This window comes from Bacillus cereus group sp. MYBK222-1 (genome assembly GCF_051916425.1).
Classification (GTDB): domain Bacteria; phylum Bacillota; class Bacilli; order Bacillales; family Bacillaceae_G; genus Bacillus_A; species Bacillus_A paranthracis.
The window spans coordinates 109319-126327 of the sequence record NZ_JBQAGP010000009.1; the positions used below are offsets into that span (position 1 = coordinate 109319).

The following is a 17009-nucleotide window of genomic DNA, read 5'->3' on the forward strand; positions in this document are numbered from 1 at the left end:
TATTTTTTGCTCATCGTCTTCCTTAAAAACCTATGATAGATTATTGAACATAGCAAAGGAGGAATGAGTAAGGTTAAAGAGCAAAATAAAATTACCGTTATGCTTTAAAAAACGAATTACGATCTAATATTAAATGAAAATTATATATAATATTCCAATTATTTGAGGGAGGATTTTTTATGAAAGCCGCAGTGTGGTATGGTGAAAAAGATATTCGTATCGAGGAAAGAGAAACAAAAGAGTTACAACCCAATGATGTAAAAGTTAAAGTGGCATGGGCTGGTATTTGTGGTTCTGATTTACATGCATACTTGCATCCAGATTCAGTACCAATGAATAAGAATATGGTAATCGGACATGAGTTCTCTGGTGAAATTGCAGAGGTTGGTTCCCTGGTAACAAAATTTAAAGAAGGGGACAGAGTATGTATTTATCCAATGATGCTTAAAGATCCTTCAAATGCTGAAACTGAACGTTTTATCACTTTAGACGCAGTAGGTGCACAAATCGACGGAGGGTTTGCTGAATACGTGATACTTCCACAAAAAACGATTTTTAAAATTCCAGATAATTTATCACTAGAAGTAGCAGCAATGGTAGAACCAGCAGCTGTATCATTCCAATCAATTAAGGATTCAAATGTAGGAGAAGGAGATACTGTTGTTGTTTATGGCGCCGGCCCTATTGGGCTATTTGCTGTTTTAGGTGCAAAAGCTGCAGGTGCTTCTAATATTATTGTTGTTGATTTATTTGATAGTCGGCTTGCCAAAGCAACCGAAGTGGGTGCGACGCATGTCTTTAATGCTAAAGAAGTAAACCCTGTAGAAGAAATTCGTAAATTATTCCCAGATGGAGCAGATGTGACAATTGAAGCTGCAGGTGTTGAGTCAACATTTAATCAAGCCATTCAATCAACTAAAGTTCGTGGCACAATGATGGTTATCAGCTTCCATACTCAAGATATCCAATTTAATGCTCCTGCTTCCTTACTCTTTAGTGGCGTAAAATTATTGGGATCTGTGGGGTACAGTAATGAAACTTATAATGAGGTCATTCAATTACTCGCTAATGGAAGATTACCTGCACAATCCATTATTACAAGCAAAGTTGATATAGATAATATTGCTGAACAAGGTTTTGAAGCGTTAATTCATGATAAAGCGCAAGCAAAAATTTTAGTTAAATTAAGTGGCGCACATTAATCATATTTTAGATAAAATAACTTGAGAAGATTGAAAAAGAAATAATTAAAAATATAGAGAACTCTTAACTATTTACTCAAGAAATTCAATTCTTTTATCCTCTAATATTTTACGAGATCCTGCTAGAAATGTAGGGTTTGTGCAACGAACTAGTAAATAACAAGCCAAAGATTTAGTTGCTTTGCGTGTATACCCCATGTCCATCAAGCTAAACAAGTAACTTACTAGATATGAAACGATTCTTGGTTCAAAACTAGTAATTGATAGAAAAATAGGCATGCTAAAGAAGCCTATTAAAACGTGATTTTTTCGCTAGGCAGCTTATCTATGCTTCACTGTCGTTTTATACACAATCCCTAGAATATCAAAGACGGTCATCTTCTTATACCTATGACATTTACGACCGTTCTTTTTGAGCAGCTGATAAAGGCGATGCAAAATTTTTAAAAGTTTTTCTGTGCCAACGGCTATCGCTTGAAACAGTAATGGAAAGTAATCTTTAATCATATAAATCGCTTTGTATTCACTCAGCTCTTGTTTTTTCTTTTCAAGCAGAAACTGACGCATTTGAAACATCGTAGAAGAACAGAGGAGAATGCCGATGAGTTGTCCATATAAATGGCACTCTAGGCGTTCTCTTTTTATATTTTGACATTCATCAATTTTAAAGAGTGACTTCCACGTTTTAAACAAAATTTCAATCTGCCAACGAAGTGAATATAATGGATGCACGTAGTTCATCGGTACTTCTTCTAGCGACGTGTTCGTGATATATACATTCATGCCCATTAAACGTTTACTTTTATCCTTCATGACAATGCCTTTCTTCTTTTCACGTATCGCTTGGTTTTTCAGACGTGTTTGCGTTTGATCATCGGTTAAACGATGGATAATAACACGTGCTGGAAGTTTCTGATTTTGACCAATGTATGCCTCGGGGATTTCCATCGTTTCACCAGGGATTAGACCAGACAGCATTTGTGTCATATCAAGCTGGATGTATTCTGTTTGCTTTTTTAACATACCATTGTTGAAATATTCTGGTTCAGGGTTCTTGATATAAATGCGCGTATTCAACTTCAACCGCGAGATGTAGTAAGCCCCTTTATCATGAATAGTTTGTAAGTCTCCTAAATCGAAGTAACCAAGATCACGTAAACACAAATCGCCGGTCTCTACGGTCTCAAGGCAGATGGTACCGTATGTTTTATCATTATTCTTTCCTGGTCCAAGCTGCACGTTAAGAAATTGACCACTAAGTAAATCATATTCCAATTGGATTTTTACGCCTGCCGTATTACTACTCCCACCTGAACCTTGATAGTCAGTAGCCAATTGATCAGGCAGTTGAAACACTGTTGCATCCAAAATACGGATACGATTGAAAGTAGAGATCATATGTGCAGAAAGTGATTGATTTGAACAGAGTTTTTGTTTGAGAAGAGAAGTAAAGACTTCTCGAAGAAATGCGACAGCTGCTGGATTAAAGCGTTGATTCAGTCCTTCTGGGCTCATGAGTGTAGCTGTATTTGTATAAAGCTGACTGCATAATCGAGTAAGAGAATCGCTTGCTACGTGTTGACTAATCCAAATACATAAAGCGGCCAAATCACGTGCGCCATATTTACTTTTACGTTTTACGAAACCCGTCTCCTGTGCGAGCTGTTGAAGGATGCTTGGGGATAGATATCGCTGTAATTCTTCAGCGAATAAATGAAACTCATATTGAATCGATAGAGTCATACAAAACGCCATCCTTTCTGTATTTTTCTACAAAAAGAATAGCGTTTTTTTCGTTATATAGATACAAAGTTAGCTTGAATTTCTTTAGTTGGTCACTTAGCCATAAACTAGGTACAGAAATTCCAATTACTTGCCCTAAGTTTCGTATTATGTAAATACAGTGAGTGATAAACTGAAACCAAATTCAAAAATACCTGTAATTGCTATTCGTCTAATGAATATTTTGCCTAACCATTTTTCAGATAACATAGGTCCAAGTGGGTATGTGATGGGCCACTTTGTGTTTATGTACTTCGAATTAAACAACCCTATTTCTTCTGTAAGCTACCTCTGCTAAAAAAATATCTCCCCCTCATAAACAGAAGATACTTTTTATGAGGAGTATTTATTGAATTTAAGTTTATAAAAATTGAATGAAGGCGATGCAAGTTCTCACTTATTTAGAATAAGAGTAAAGATGATGCTTTATTTGTTCAATGAAATATTGATGGTGTATATTATCGTTAGATACTCGACTTGCCATAATAGCTCCCTCCATTGAAGAGGCAAGAAAAGAAGCGAGCGATATAATGTCTATATCTTCTTTAAGTTCTTGTTTCTCTATTCCTTCCTTTATGAGAGAGGCCATTAACATTACTGTATCATCATAGCCTTTTGCTGCTGCTTTTTGTAATTCTGGAAATACGCCAGTACTTTCAATGGCGCTATTAAGTAATGGACAGCCTCCAGCAATAGGAGGATTATTAGCTGCATCTTGATATACAAGGAAAATTGCAAGGATTTTATCGATTGCTGTTTTTTTATTTTCCATTGCTTTATGAAAATGACTCCACATAATCTCACCACTTTTGTCGTAGGCAGCAAGAACAATTTCTTCTTTATTTTTGAATCTACGATAAATAGATCCTTTCGGTAGTTCAGTGGCTGTCATTATATCCTGAATGGATGTGCGAGTTATCCCATTAGTATTAAATAAATATAAAGATGTTTCAATAATTTTTTCTTTTACCTTATCAACTTTAGTCATGCTTTGTAATCCTCCTAATGAAAACGATCCTAATATTCTAGGTAATGTTTACCCTCTATTTTCTTGATTTTTTTGTAAGTATAAATAAGTTCGGAACAGAAATATCTTATCAATCCCTATCTTATGAAAATCTCAAACAATACAGTTTGAAAAGAAGTTAATCAAATTATATTATCCATGTAAAATAAGTGAATTTGTTGGTTTGAAATTAAGTTTGATTAAAATTTAAGCGAAACCATTGATTTCATCACAAAAAAATCTCACGCATTTTGAAAAAAATTTGATTAAAATGCGTGTGTTGAAATTTTACAAGCTATTTATTTTTATAATAAAGTTTGATAATTTCGGTAAGCGAATTGTTAAAATTTGCCCTCTAATATTATATTTTATTAATTAATTTATCTAATTCTAATTCAGATATAACTTTAATGCCCTTACTTTCTAATAGAGCAGTCGTTACGCCGACTCCTGTTACCTTTTTTCCAACAAACTCACCACTATAAATTTCTTTACTGCCACAAGAAGGGCTATATTCTTTTAAAACTACATGGCTAGCTTGCATTTCTTGTGCTAAATTTAAAGTCTTCATGGCACCATTTATATATAATTCCGTCACATCATTACCGGAACGTTCCATTACTTTTGCTTTGCCCTCTAAAACATCATATCCATCTCCGCCCAAGATTTCAGCTGGTTCTCTCGGTGTAACAAAACCACCTAATAACTCCGGGCAAACAGGTATCGCTTTCTTTTCATCAATTAATTTTTGAATTGTATCGTTTAAACATGCAGTACCATTATATCTTACTGGTTTTCCAGCTAAGCAAGAACTAACTAAAATCATGATGTACATCCTTTCAAATTCATATTCAATTATTACAACAACATTAAAAACTACCCTTTTCTTAACTATGCGAACATCTTAATATTTTTGCTTTTATTTTTATTTTATTAATAATTTATAAAAGGGGTTTAAAAAATTAGAAACTTATAGTATCATTAGTTTTCGAACCGAACCGTCCGGTTTGGTATTTATATAATTATATTTTAGAAGGAGAACCTAATGCAACAAGAAAAATCAAAGATTCTAAGTAATTTCATTATGGAGGTAATAAAGTGAGCTTTATAAAAATGAATACAAAAGAACTTGTTATGCTAATAGTTTATATACTGTTTGCACTACTTCAAATTGGCTTGTTCATATTATTTGGCATATCCCTTTTAACTAACAGCAACTTAGTTGAATCAGAATTTGCTCTTAGTGCCATCGGTTTGACTGTACCTGCTATTGTAGGAATCATTTTCTTTAGGAAAGAAATTATTGAAAGTTTTACTTATTTTAAAGAGAAAACAATTTTGAAAATAGTAAGCGTTCCTATGGTGGTTTTACTTATGGTAATTGTGGAAAATTCTATTATGCATTTTCTAAACATAGGTCAGCTAGAGAACCAAGAACAGGTCCTTTCAAAGGGCGCAGAGGTGCCTATTATATTCACAGTACTTCTATTTGGGATTATAGGACCAATAATTGAAGAAATTATATTTCGTCATATATTAGTAAATCGTTTTTCAGAATATATTGGTACTGCTATTGCATCCATCGTTTCGATTATAATTTTTGCAGGTCTTCATTCAAATCAACTTTCGGATCTTGCTATATATTTACCTGGCACGGTGATGCTTACTGCGGCTTATCTTATTTCTAATAGATCCCTTGCATATGTTATAGCGATACATATGTTAAACAATTTTAATGCTATTTTTTAATTACATATGTGATAGAGAGACACATGTAATTGAAGATTGTAAAAAATAGGAGGGTGTCAAACATGATTGTAACAACAACTTCTGGAATTCAAGGTAAAGAAATTATTGAGTATATTGATATTGTAAATGGTGAAGCTATTATGGGGGCCAACATTGTACGCGATTTATTCGCTTCAGTTCGTGATGTTGTCGGTGGCCGTGCTGGTTCTTATGAAAGTAAGCTAAAAGATGCTCGTGATATTGCGATGGACGAAATGAAAGAACTTGCAAAACAAAAAGGTGCGAACGCTATCGTTGGTGTTGACGTAGATTACGAAGTAGTTCGTGATGGAATGTTAATGGTTGCTGTAAGTGGTACAGCTGTACGTATATAAGTAAATAAAAAACGGATCTCCCCTTGAAATTTATAATTTGAGGGGAATCCTGATTCAGTTGCAAATTTTAAAGAATAAAACGAGATGTTGATAAATCATTGTACGTCGAAAAACCACAGTTTGAGTGTAAACTGTGGTTTTTTATATAGAGGCCCCATCCTATTACTATCAGGCAAAATTTTTTTAGTACCTCCTGTGTAGGGATAATAAAGTTGTTCAATTTCAGTAGAATAATTATTAAACAACCTTTCTTTTTCCGACAAGGTTTACAAGAATATTGTGTTAAATGATAATAGTAGTTTTAGATAGAATAAAGATGTTTTTAAATGTAAAGTTCTAATTGTATTTTATAGTAACTTCAGTAATGTAAACGCAAAGGAAGTGTACAACATGAAATGGATACGAATTCCTGTAGGACCACTTAAAGCAAATGCATACATTTTATCTAATGAAGATAAAGCATGCGTAATAATTGATCCTGGTGGCGAATCAGACAAAATTAATCAATACATAAAAAAACATGATTTAATCCCCAAAGCTATTCTTTTAACTCATGCTCATTTTGATCATATTGGGGCAGTAGATGAAGTAAGAAGCAAGTGGAATATCCCTTTGTATCTTCATCAGGCAGAACAGGATTGGCTCACTAACACAGAATTAAATCGTTCTGCTTTACCTGGTAGAATTAAAACTACGGCAAAATCAGCAGATTATCTGATTGAAATAGAAGAAGAGATTCATATCGATTCCTTTTCATTCAAAGTATTGTTTACCCCTGGGCACTCACCTGGAAGTATATCTTACTATATAAAAGATGAAAGTATTATTATCTCAGGAGATGTACTTTTTAAAGGTGGTATTGGACGAACGGATATAATCGGAGGAGATCAAAATAGATTAATGAAAACAATTCAGGAAAAACTATTTAGTCTGCCTGAAAAAACACTTGTTTTAAGTGGGCATGGAGACATCACAGATATTCAGACTGAGCGAAAACAAAACCCGTTTCTAAAAAATCTTAGATAATATTTCACCATAAAATAAAAAAAGGATATTCTATAGGGTATTTCTTGTATAATAAAAGGAAAATTTGGAATAGATATCAATGGAATTTATAAAAATGACTCCTGTTGGATACAGAAATCATCTTCTTGATGTTGCCAACTTTTTTCACAATGTCCTTTTATAGAAAAAGAAAAATCACGCATACAGAAACTAAATTATTTTTTTACATGATTTTATTATAAATTAAACGACTTTATTATTTTTCAATAACTTTATTATTCGTGATCATCTCCAGAACGAAATTTTGTGTTAATTTGTAACAAAAAGTTCTTTTTTCATTTTGTGTTAATTTGTAACAAAAAGTTCTTTTTTCATTTTGGGGTAATTCTGAATTCTTAAGTTGATGCACACATATGGAGACGTTTAATAGTGTGAAGATAAACTAATAAAATATAAATTTATACGCTACTTAGTGACAGAATAAAGGTGGACAAAGTTCCCCCTCATATTCTAAATTCTTTTTGTATATATCTGCATAAGCAATCTTCAATTGCTCACGTAATTGTTTCTTCTCTTCTGCTAACTTCTTAATCTTACGTTTCAATGAGGCTATAATTACTTCTAATTATAGCCTGTTTAACGATGGTAAGGTTTTTTGGTTTATAAGCTTAATCCAAACCGTTTTAATTCAATAAATATCCCCTCTAATTGCTTTCCTTTATCCGTTAATGTGTACTCTACACGAGGCGGAACTTCTGGATATACTTTTCTCGTTATAATGCCTTGAGACTCTAATTCTTTTAGTCGAAGCGATAATGTTTTCGGGCTAATCCCGTCCATTGATTTTTGTAAATCACTAAAGCGTAATGTTCCTTCGATAAGAAGGTCGCGAATGATTAAAAACGTCCATTTTGTACGAATTACATCAAGCGTTTTAGCGATGGGACAAGGTATGCCAGGTAAACCTTTCGTTAATTCAACTGGATCTATATTGTTCATGGAACTAGCCTCCATAAAATTTTTTGAATGAATTTGCTTTATAGTATCACAAAACTGTACTTTTGGTAACTATATGAAAAAAATATCACTACTTCCATAAAGGAAGTTAGTGTATATACAATAGCAATACGAAATATAAAGTTTTTTATGAGGGGGAGGTGATTTTCATGGGGGTAAAAAAGTTGTTTGGATTTCTTAGTTTGTTTGTTATTTGTATTTTGCTTGTAGCATGTGGCGTGGAGGGAAAAACTGAAGTACAGTTATTAAAAGAAATGCCAAAGGCAAAAACAATGACAATCGATCCTTCACTAAGTAAAATGGAAGCGACCGAAATTGTTCATGCAGCGCAGCGTTTTTATGCATTTTGGGATACAGGTAAAGAGGAGCTTCTTTCGCAGACTGTTACTGAAAAATTCTTCGATAATACGTTGCCAAAAGGGCGACCACAAGGTGTTGAAGGGTTAAAGTTTGCAACACAAAATTTTCGTAAAGTCGTTCCTAATATACATTGCGAGATTGAAGATTTATTAGTCGTCGGTGATAAAGTAACAGCTCGTCTTTCTTTTACAGGAACGCATAACGGTAAAAATATTAGCTTTTCTGCAATAGATATTTTGCATGTGAAAGACGGAAAGATTACGGAAGACTGGCATTTAGAAGATAATCTTACGTTGAAACAGCAACTTGGGTTAATAAACGAGGAATAGAGTAGGGGAGAGAAAAACGATGAAAAATATATTTATTATAAATGGACATGAAAAATACGGTACAAAGGAAGGACGATTAAATAAAACGTTAGTGAATCATATGGTGACGGTATTAAGCGAGAACCATCAAGTGAAAACAACAACGATTCAAGATGGATACAATATAAAAGAAGAACAAGATAAATTTTTATGGGCTGATGTTGTGATTTATCAAACACCGATTTATTGGTTTAGTGTTCCAGGATTATTTAAAACGTATATGGATGAAGTATATGAATACGGTTTGTTCTTTAAAGGTGCAGATGAATATGGAACAGGTGGTTTATTAACAGAGAAAGAGTATATGTTCTCTACAACTTGGAATGCACCTGAAAATTCATTTGGAGATAAGACGAAGTTCTTTGAAGGGGAAAGTCTAGAATCAACGCTTAGTCATTTACACCGCGTGCAGAAGTTTCTTGGGATGAGTCCGTTAAAGAGTTTTGCTTGTTATGATGTGGTGAAGAATCCGGATATTGAGCAATATTTATTGAACTTGAAAGATCACTTAGATGAAGTAATTAAATAATAGTTTGTATTTGTATGTGAAGAAGGTACTACTAAGGATGTAGTACCTTCTCCTTTTATAAAAACTTGCATGTTAATACGTGGACGGCTGTATCCATAACTTCGCAAAATTTGCCCAACCGAATGAATCAATTGTTACGTTTTTCAAAGAAGAAGGGTATGTCTTTCTTTTTAAAACGTGATAGTTAAATAAAATGATGTGTTCTGTTTGTAAAAATTCTTCGATCTCATACATGAGCTCATAGCGCTTCTCCTTATTTTCTTCTAATAAAAATGTATCAAGTAAACAGTTAATTTGTTTTTCATAGTGCGGGTCCATGAACCGGTTTATGAAGCAACTTTTATTTTTAAATACATTTAAGAATGCAAGTTCGTGATTGGAAGCAAACACTTCTCCCATGAAAATAATATCGGCATGCTGATCGATAGAACGGTTCATATAATCTGAAACGAGAAATGGGTGAAGCTCTACTTGTATACCTAGACCATCACATCGTTCTTTTAAGAAATATGCATCATTTGCACTATCTTTAAATGCGAAGAAGTAAATATGTATCGTCTCTCCATTATAAGTGCTCTTTTTTAAATACTCTTTTGCTTTTTCTAAAGAGTAAGACCTTTTAGAAGCTTGGCGACTTCTTTCAGGGAAAAAGCTTGATGCAGCAATTGTTCGTCTTCCTTCTATGTTACGAAGTATCATTTCAACATCATATAGTTCTCTCCAAGCCTTTCGAAAGTAAATGTCGTGATGAGGACCAGGTTTTGTAAAGTTGAAGCCAGCATAAATACAACCTATTTCTTCTATTTGTATATTATGCCTTTCATTTTCTTCTTCATTTGGTAGTTCATAATCAGCATCGATTTGTACATGATCAGGAATACCCCAAAATTCAATACGGTCTAATAAAGCGCGCTCTTTAAAATAATGAGTGAACGCTTCGAGCACGATATTATCTTCAGAGTAATGGGCAAGTTTGAAAGGTCCAGTACCTATATAATGGTGATTTTGAATAACTGCATCACACGGTAAAATTGCTAGTTGTATGGAACTTACATAGTGTAAGAAAAATAAATTTTGTTTTGCTAAATGAAATCGAATTTGCAGTGGTGATGGCGTTTCAATTTGAACAATTTCTGCTGTTAACCATTCGAAAGGAGAGTGAACTTCTTTTAGTCTTTCAAATGAAAATCGTACATCTTTAGAAGTTAAAACTGTTTCGTTATGAAAATATACATCCTTTCGTAAATAAAAAGTCCACGTAAGCCCGTCTTCGCTTAATTCCCACGTATGCGCAATGTGTGGTTCCATTTTTTCCGTAACATCGTTATAAACGACTAACGTATCAAAAATTTGACTTGTAAGATGGCTTTCTGTAGTTACAGCCACAAAAGCCGGATCTAATGGGACTATCTTTCTCGATATAGGAATTTTTAGTATGTCGTACATATCATTTGAAGGTTCGTATCCAAAATGATGATGTAGTTTATTTTCTATCTTTTTTTGAAGTGCAAGGGGTAGGGGTTCTTTTAAAAGAAGAAAGATATCTTTTAATTTTTCTTGCGCTAACAGTTCATCTGTATAGGACTCAATCGCTTCTACGAAATTATGTATAAATAGAATTTCCGTTTTATTCCCGCGACCTCGCCCTGGAGTCCAGCTAATTAATTGCTCCTCGCTCATTTTCTTTAATAAAATCTTTACGTTTTTCGTACTGCAATATAAAACATCCGCTAATTCTTGTAAGCTATTTCGCATATGCTGTCGATCTTGTGCATGTAGTCTTAGTCTAATGTAATAGTCCATAATTTTCATATATACACTTCCTTCTATTATAAAAGGGGAAACTCTTTAGAATATTCTAACCTTTTTCTTCCTTTTTTTCAAAGTAAAATAAGTAAGCATAAGGAGGGGGAAACAATGGGATTTTGGAGTATGCATCGAAATATAAAAATTAGAATTATAACTTCGTTTTTAACACGTACTGTATCCACGATGATTTTTCCATTTATGGCGATTTATTTTTCAATAAAGTTAGGTAGTGCGATTGCTGGTGCGTTACTACTTATTAATGTCATAGCTTCATTAGTAATTGGTTTGTACGGTGGGTATGTTGGAGATCGGCTTGGTCGTAAAAAGGTTATGATTATCGGTCAAAGTATACAAGTCATTTCCATTGCTTGTATGGGGATTGCAAATTCCGATTATGTAGATTCACCTTGGTTAACATTTATCTTTATGCTAGTGAATAGTTTAGGATCTGGACTTATGAATCCTGCGACAGAGGCGATGTTAATTGATGTGAGTACACCTGAGAATCGAAAAGTGATGTACAGCATTAACTACTGGGCAATTAATTTATCCATTGCGATTGGAGCGATATTTGGCGGATTACTATTTGAGAACTATAGATTGCAATTGTTTATCGGATTAACAGTGATTGCAGTTATTACTTTATATGTGATGGCTGTATATATGGAAGAGGTGTATGTAGCTAGAAAAATAGTAGAGAAGAAAAATGTATTAAAAGATATGGCGGATAGTTATAAAGTCGTAATGAAAGATAAAGCATTTTTAATTTTTTGTGCAGCAAGTATATGTACATTATCGTTAGAGTTTCAAATTAATAATTATTTAGGAGTACGTTTGCAGAAGGAATTTGAAACGGTGCACTTTTTATTCGGGAATGGTGTTACGTTTGATTTAACAGGTATTCGCATGCTGAGCTGGATTTCTGCAGAGAATACAATTTTAGTTGTATTATGTTCAGCACTTCTTATTAAAATGCTGAAAAGCTTCAACGATTTGAAAATATTATATGTAGGCTTATTCATTTATACAATTGGATTTACAATACTCGGAACGAGCAATAGTTTATGGATTTTATTAATTGCAGGGCTTTTCCAAACGGTAGGAGAGATGATGTATGTGCCAGTGCGTCAATCTATTATGGCAGATATGGTACCAAATGAGGCGAGAGGTTCATATATGGCGATTAACGGAATGGTCTTTCAAGTAGCAAAAATGAACGGGGCATTGGGTGTTATGCTAGGTTCATTTATCGCATCTTGGGGCATGAGTGCTCTGTACTTTATCGTTGGTATGAGCAGTATTTTATTATTTATGAAGGCGATTGGGAGAGAGAAGTATGAGGGGGAGGTTTCTCAGATTGGATAAAACGATATGAAAAGCGATGCTAGAAATCGCTTTTCATATGGCTTTTAAAACGGATCAACTTCAGCTAAATTTGGAGTGGTGCTCGGTTGTAGTAAAAGATTTTTTAACGTTCCTACTTCAGAAAGAGTGACTAATATGTAGCCACTAATCAGTACAATAAGTCCGATGACGCGTAACGTTTGTAAGCTCACTTCATTATTATTCGTTTCCGCTGGATTTGGGGGCGTTGAAGGTGGATTGTTATTCATAAATAAGGCTCCCATCTTTTGTATTTATATATGTGTAAAATCATTATTTAACTTATGGATAGGAATTGTATAGTCATTTTCACTATATGAGAACTGCTTATGAAAAGTGATTAGAAGTTCCGGGGAGAGAAAAGAGGGTGTATGAAAAGATCATTAAAAATAAGGTTCTTTTTTGTTTTTCATACAAATAAAAAGATTAATCAAAGTAGCTAAATAGCTACTTTGATTAATCTTTAATAACTATCCCAATATACGCAACGATTCTTCAATAAACGCCGGGATGTCCTCAGGTTGTCTACTTGTTACTAGCTGATTTTGGCATACGACTACTTCTTTATCGTGAAAGTTTCCGCCGGCGTTTTTTAAATCGACTTCAATAGATTTATATCCAGTCACATCGCGTCCTTCAAGTGTTTGTGCAGTGATGAGTAATTGGGGTCCGTGACAAATAGCAAAAACAGGTTTTTCCGCATCCATAAATGCTTTACTAAAGTGAACGAAACGCTCATCCGCACGAAGTATATCTGGAGAAAATCCACCCGGTATGAAGAGTGCGTCAAAGTTTTCTGGAGAAACGTCATCGATACCTTTATCAATTACAATTTCACTTTTTCCTTGTTTACCGTGTACCGTTTTACCTTTTTCTGTTTCAATAGTTGTTAATTCATATCCCTTTTGTTTAAAAGCTTCTGCTGGCTCTGTGTATTCTGTGTCCTCGAAATAATCCGTTATTAAAATAGCAATTTTTTTACTCATTCTAATCCGCTCCTTATATTATCGGTTCCAGAATCGTCCTTGGGCAATGCCTTCTATAAATGACTCAATTGAAGTGTTTGTTAAGTTGTAAATTCCTGCTCCATCTAATTTGATTTTACTATTGTCTAAAGCATGAGGATCGCTAAGGACATAGGCTATCGGTTTAAAGTGTTTAAAAGTAGTTTCTGCAAATTCTAAAACAGGGGGTTGAATGACAGATTCGCTACTAAACACTAATACCGCATCAAAAAGTGCAGAGTCTGCTGTTGTATAAGTATCCGTTACTTTAATGGAATCATTGAATTGATGAATTTTATTATCTATGATGCTATAGTTCATTCGGTGTTGTACAAAAGCTTGAATCCATTCGGACAGAAGGGAGACGCTTGGGTCACCATTCAATAGAATTGCCACATTTTTGGAATCAGCTTTAAAAATAGTGTTGGACATACTTAGTGCAGGTGATTTTGCATCCGAATTTATTTCGTGATTTTCTTTAGGTAAAGGGGCTCCAATCATGTTAGCGACTTCCTTTGCTAATTGACGATCGACGTGGTTTAAAAGAGCAATTACATTTGCCTTCACCATGTCTGATTTGCACTTCCCAACTTCAAAGCAAAATGCATCTTTTATGTGCTGCTTTTCAATAGGGTTCATACTATTGTAGAAAAGTTTAGCTTGCGAATAAAAGTTAAGAAAGCTTTTACTGCGCCCCCTAATTTTATGTCCATCAATCTTTTCTTGATAATGCTCATATCCGCCCTGTTCAGCTTGCACGGTTGCTGGTTGATTGTTATTTAAGCCATTAGGATGATAGCTTGTTTGACCGCGATGAATTTGCATTTGATGCATGCCATCACGTTGGTTATTATGAAAAGGACATACGGGCTGGTTAATAGGAATTTGGTGAAAATTAGGGCCTCCTAAACGAGATAATTGTGTATCTGTATAGGAGAACAATCTTCCTTGCAGAAGAGGATCATTTGAAAAATCAATACCTGGTACGACATGGCCAGGGTGGAAAGCTACCTGCTCCGTTTCTGCAAAGAAGTTATCAACATTTTTGTTCAATGTCATTTTACCAACTAGTTTTACAGGAACTTCTTCTTCTGGCCATAATTTCGTTGGATCTAAAATATCAAAATCAAATGCATGCTCATCTTCTTCTGGAATTAGCTGCAATCCAAGCTCCCATTCTGGATAATCGCCCTTTTCAATTGCTTCATATAAATCTTGACGATGGAAATCAGGGTTTTTCCCAGCAATCCTTTGAGCTTCATCCCATACTAATGAATGAACCCCGAGGGTAGGTTTCCAATGAAATTTTACGAAGTGGGCTTTTCCTTCTTTATTAATAAGTCGAAATGTATGAACCCCAAAACCTTCCATCATTCGTAAACTACGCGGAATAGCACGGTCGCTCATCTGCCACATAACCATATGAGTAGACTCGGGATTATGCGCAACAAAATCCCAAAATGTATCATGAGCGCTAGCTCCCTGAGGAATATCATTATGTGGTTCTGGTTTAACTGCATGGACAAAATCAGGGAATTTAATAGCATCTTGGATAAAGAATACAGGCATATTATTACCCACTAAATCATAGTTACCTTCATCTGTATAAAATTTTGTGGCGAATCCGCGTACATCTCTTACTGTATCGTTTGATCCTTTAGAACCTTGAACGGTCGAGAACCGTACAAATACAGGCGTTTTCTTTGAAGGATTAGTAAGAAAATCTGCTTTCGTATATGCTTCTAACGATTCATAAAGCTGAAAATAACCATGAGCGCCAACTCCGCGTGCATGAACAATTCTTTCGGGAATTCGCTCATGATCAAAGTGGGTCATTTTCTCGCGAAAGTGGAAATCCTCCATTAAGGTTGGGCCTCTTAAGCCCATCTTTAAAGAGAATTCATCTTCGGCTATTTTTACTCCTTGGTTTGTTGTTAAAGCATGTTTGCGTTGATTATCCGTAACGTGGTGTTCCAATTGTTCCGTTTTTTTATTCACAATATAGGCCCCTCCTTTACGCTGTTAATTAATAGATACCCTTTTTATTAGGACGTAAACATGTATTATCGTTTTTCTATGTAAAATTATAAAATATCGATTGTGCCGGTGATTCTTGTTTGTGGAGGAAAAATAAAAAAGGCAAGGAGAATTTATTTTCTCCTTGCCTTTTAAGATAATTCTTTTCGTTAAAACGAAGAAACGCGTTGTTTCGTTTTTGGTACAATAATAAATTTAATCCAGAGTAACCCGACAATCATAATGATAAGGCTATGTAAAAATTGACCTGTAGCAATGAGTATAACAATTGAAAATATAATGAGCTGAATGCTTAGCAATATAAAGAGTAAGTGAAGAAATTGATTCAGTCGTTTTTCAGTATCAATTGGATATAATGCTACAATAATATTTCCCGAAAAATATTTCCATAGGGAACGGAGCTGCATAGAAATCATATATAGGACGATATATGCGATAGCGCCTTTTACGTATATGTTTGGTATAAAATATAAGGCGAAGGCACCGATCAACCCTAAGCGAATATATATACCGAAATAATCATTCCCGCGTAAAAATGCGAGTGTATGTAAATAGAAGAAAGTTGCTCGTTTTTTATGTAATAAAGGTTCAATCCAAGTTGTAAGCCATTTTCTTTTATTTACTTGCTTATTTAGTTGCGGAACATCAGTGAAGATGCTAGCAAATTGATAAAAACGAACGTTCATTTTTTCTTCTTGCTCGATTATGTAATCCCATGGTATTCGTTTTGTAGGCTGTTTTTTCGTGTATAGAAGTAGGAAAGCAAGTAGTAAGAGTAATCCACCTAATATGAGAAAATTTGCTACATAAAACAGCATATAAATGACTAGGGCGTTACAAGCAATACGAATAATCAGCCATATATTTTTTTCGTGACAATCACGCCACATCCAATGTATGTATATGTTCCAAGCTTTCGTAACCATTAAAATGATAAAGATTGTACATAAGAAAGGTATCGTTAATTGTAATGATTGCAGTGCAAGCGGAACGAGAATAAGGAACGTAAATAATAATGGGAAAAGCTGAATGATGTAATTGTATAGAAGAGATTTTTTGAAATAAGAAGTTAATTTCTCTTCTAGTGCTAGTAAATAGACAGCGTCAGGTTTTTGAATAAATGTACGAATAGGGCATCTCGTTATAATGAATGTAAGTACAATCGTGATGAGTAGTAAAGATATTCCTTTAGAAGGAGATGCTTTTAGAAACTGAGCATAGTAGTATGCGCCAACGCATGAAATAAAGATAAAGCTATATAGTAAACCGTTAATCATACGTGCAAAGTATGTAATGATATTTTGCATATGTTGTTGGAAACGGCTGCTCCATAGTGATTCGATTGACATGTTTTTCACCTCTTTGTTCTATTATATATGTTTTG

The 17009-nt window shown here is 34.2% G+C and carries 17 protein-coding genes; 7 read left to right on the plus strand and 10 right to left on the minus strand.

Translation table 11 applies throughout. The features are described from left to right. Positions 1-179: 179 nt before the first annotated feature. The gene (locus ACTFR9_RS25305) at positions 180-1202 is read left to right on the plus strand and encodes a 2,3-butanediol dehydrogenase (RefSeq protein ID WP_000642452.1); all 1023 of its coding nucleotides are present in this window, start codon (positions 180-182) and stop codon (positions 1200-1202) included. Between the two features lie 321 nt (positions 1203-1523). Here the strand turns inward: ACTFR9_RS25305 and ACTFR9_RS25310 are convergent, their stop codons facing one another. The 3 genes from ACTFR9_RS25310 to ACTFR9_RS25320 form a co-directional block, all read right to left on the minus strand. After that, positions 1524-2945, minus strand: a complete 1422-nt coding sequence (locus ACTFR9_RS25310; RefSeq protein ID WP_000175817.1) for an IS4 family transposase — start codon at positions 2943-2945, stop codon at positions 1524-1526. A 436-nt stretch (positions 2946-3381) separates the two neighbouring features. Next, positions 3382-3972: a TetR/AcrR family transcriptional regulator gene (locus tag ACTFR9_RS25315; RefSeq protein ID WP_000169642.1), complete on the minus strand. Its 591-nt coding sequence runs from the start codon at positions 3970-3972 to the stop codon at positions 3382-3384. A gap of 379 nt (positions 3973-4351) precedes the next feature. Beyond that, complete coding sequence (locus tag ACTFR9_RS25320) at positions 4352-4816, minus strand: DUF523 domain-containing protein (protein WP_000604767.1); 465 nt, start codon at positions 4814-4816, stop codon at positions 4352-4354. Positions 4817-5088: 272 nt separating this feature from the next. Between ACTFR9_RS25320 and ACTFR9_RS25325 the strand changes: the two genes are divergently transcribed. The 3 genes from ACTFR9_RS25325 to ACTFR9_RS25335 all read left to right on the plus strand — a co-directional run bounded on the left by ACTFR9_RS25325 (position 5089) and on the right by ACTFR9_RS25335 (position 7139). Continuing rightward, positions 5089-5739, plus strand: coding sequence for a CPBP family glutamic-type intramembrane protease (locus ACTFR9_RS25325; RefSeq protein ID WP_000008142.1), 651 nt, complete (start codon positions 5089-5091; stop codon positions 5737-5739). A 62-nt stretch (positions 5740-5801) separates the two neighbouring features. Then, positions 5802-6113 carry a YbjQ family protein gene (locus ACTFR9_RS25330; RefSeq protein ID WP_000637509.1) on the plus strand — a complete coding sequence of 104 codons (312 nt, stop codon included), beginning with the start codon at positions 5802-5804 and terminating at the stop codon, positions 6111-6113. 390 nt (positions 6114-6503) lie between these two features. Further along, positions 6504-7139, plus strand: a complete 636-nt coding sequence (locus ACTFR9_RS25335) for an MBL fold metallo-hydrolase (RefSeq protein ID WP_046952051.1) — start codon at positions 6504-6506, stop codon at positions 7137-7139. Positions 7140-7587: 448 nt separating this feature from the next. Here ACTFR9_RS25335 and ACTFR9_RS25340 read toward each other — a convergent pair whose 3' ends face one another. Together ACTFR9_RS25340 and ACTFR9_RS25345 are read right to left on the minus strand one after the other, a co-directional pair. Continuing rightward, on the minus strand, positions 7588-7722 hold the full coding sequence (locus tag ACTFR9_RS25340) for a hypothetical protein (RefSeq protein ID WP_255256530.1): 135 nt from the start codon (positions 7720-7722) through the stop codon (positions 7588-7590). Positions 7723-7778: 56 nt separating this feature from the next. Continuing rightward, entirely contained in the window at positions 7779-8117 is a 339-nt protein-coding gene (locus tag ACTFR9_RS25345) for a winged helix-turn-helix transcriptional regulator (RefSeq protein WP_001059468.1), read from the minus strand. 167 nt (positions 8118-8284) lie between these two features. On the opposite strand from ACTFR9_RS25345, the gene ACTFR9_RS25350 reads away from it, so the two are divergent. Next, positions 8285-8824 (plus strand): ester cyclase, encoded by a 540-nt coding sequence (locus ACTFR9_RS25350; RefSeq protein WP_000538339.1) that lies wholly within the window; start codon positions 8285-8287, stop codon positions 8822-8824. A 19-nt stretch (positions 8825-8843) separates the two neighbouring features. Further along, complete coding sequence (locus tag ACTFR9_RS25355) at positions 8844-9392, plus strand: NAD(P)H-dependent oxidoreductase (RefSeq protein WP_000789188.1); 549 nt, start codon at positions 8844-8846, stop codon at positions 9390-9392. 72 nt (positions 9393-9464) lie between these two features. Here the strand turns inward: ACTFR9_RS25355 and ACTFR9_RS25360 are convergent, their stop codons facing one another. Next, entirely contained in the window at positions 9465-11204 is a 1740-nt protein-coding gene (locus ACTFR9_RS25360; RefSeq protein ID WP_229136803.1) for an SgrR family transcriptional regulator, read from the minus strand. A gap of 105 nt (positions 11205-11309) precedes the next feature. Between ACTFR9_RS25360 and ACTFR9_RS25365 the strand changes: the two genes are divergently transcribed. Then, the gene (locus ACTFR9_RS25365; RefSeq protein ID WP_000508186.1) at positions 11310-12566 is read left to right on the plus strand and encodes an MDR family MFS transporter; all 1257 of its coding nucleotides are present in this window, start codon (positions 11310-11312) and stop codon (positions 12564-12566) included. Positions 12567-12610: 44 nt separating this feature from the next. On the opposite strand, the gene ACTFR9_RS25370 is transcribed toward ACTFR9_RS25365, so the two are convergent. The 4 genes from ACTFR9_RS25370 to ACTFR9_RS25385 all read right to left on the minus strand — a co-directional run bounded on the left by ACTFR9_RS25370 (position 12611) and on the right by ACTFR9_RS25385 (position 16974). Continuing rightward, the gene (locus tag ACTFR9_RS25370) at positions 12611-12814 is read right to left on the minus strand and encodes a hypothetical protein (protein ID WP_001063858.1); all 204 of its coding nucleotides are present in this window, start codon (positions 12812-12814) and stop codon (positions 12611-12613) included. 240 nt (positions 12815-13054) lie between these two features. Further along, positions 13055-13570 carry a type 1 glutamine amidotransferase domain-containing protein gene (locus ACTFR9_RS25375; RefSeq protein WP_074540870.1) on the minus strand — a complete coding sequence of 172 codons (516 nt, stop codon included), beginning with the start codon at positions 13568-13570 and terminating at the stop codon, positions 13055-13057. 18 nt (positions 13571-13588) lie between these two features. Then, positions 13589-15586, minus strand: coding sequence for a catalase (locus tag ACTFR9_RS25380; RefSeq protein ID WP_001036524.1), 1998 nt, complete (start codon positions 15584-15586; stop codon positions 13589-13591). Positions 15587-15774: 188 nt separating this feature from the next. Beyond that, on the minus strand, positions 15775-16974 hold the full coding sequence (locus ACTFR9_RS25385; RefSeq protein WP_076855665.1) for an ABC transporter permease: 1200 nt from the start codon (positions 16972-16974) through the stop codon (positions 15775-15777). Positions 16975-17009: the final 35 nt, after the last annotated feature.

Bases quoted from the DNA above. Each gene is read 5' to 3' on its own strand.
- ACTFR9_RS25305 (WP_000642452.1), top strand. From the start codon at position 180: ATGAAAGCCGCAGTGTGGTATGGTGAAAAAGATATTCGTATCGAGGAA.
- ACTFR9_RS25310 (WP_000175817.1), bottom strand. From the start codon at position 2,945: ATGACTCTATCGATTCAATATGAGTTTCATTTATTCGCTGAAGAATTA.
- ACTFR9_RS25315 (WP_000169642.1), bottom strand. From the start codon at position 3,972: ATGACTAAAGTTGATAAGGTAAAAGAAAAAATTATTGAAACATCTTTA.
- ACTFR9_RS25320 (WP_000604767.1), bottom strand. From the start codon at position 4,816: ATGATTTTAGTTAGTTCTTGCTTAGCTGGAAAACCAGTAAGATATAAT.
- ACTFR9_RS25330 (WP_000637509.1), top strand. From the start codon at position 5,802: ATGATTGTAACAACAACTTCTGGAATTCAAGGTAAAGAAATTATTGAG.
- ACTFR9_RS25335 (WP_046952051.1), top strand. From the start codon at position 6,504: ATGAAATGGATACGAATTCCTGTAGGACCACTTAAAGCAAATGCATAC.
- ACTFR9_RS25345 (WP_001059468.1), bottom strand. From the start codon at position 8,117: ATGAACAATATAGATCCAGTTGAATTAACGAAAGGTTTACCTGGCATA.
- ACTFR9_RS25350 (WP_000538339.1), top strand. From the start codon at position 8,285: ATGGGGGTAAAAAAGTTGTTTGGATTTCTTAGTTTGTTTGTTATTTGT.
- ACTFR9_RS25355 (WP_000789188.1), top strand. From the start codon at position 8,844: ATGAAAAATATATTTATTATAAATGGACATGAAAAATACGGTACAAAG.
- ACTFR9_RS25360 (WP_229136803.1), bottom strand. From the start codon at position 11,204: ATGAAAATTATGGACTATTACATTAGACTAAGACTACATGCACAAGAT.
- ACTFR9_RS25365 (WP_000508186.1), top strand. From the start codon at position 11,310: ATGGGATTTTGGAGTATGCATCGAAATATAAAAATTAGAATTATAACT.
- ACTFR9_RS25370 (WP_001063858.1), bottom strand. From the start codon at position 12,814: ATGAATAACAATCCACCTTCAACGCCCCCAAATCCAGCGGAAACGAAT.
- ACTFR9_RS25375 (WP_074540870.1), bottom strand. From the start codon at position 13,570: ATGAGTAAAAAAATTGCTATTTTAATAACGGATTATTTCGAGGACACA.
- ACTFR9_RS25385 (WP_076855665.1), bottom strand. From the start codon at position 16,974: ATGTCAATCGAATCACTATGGAGCAGCCGTTTCCAACAACATATGCAA.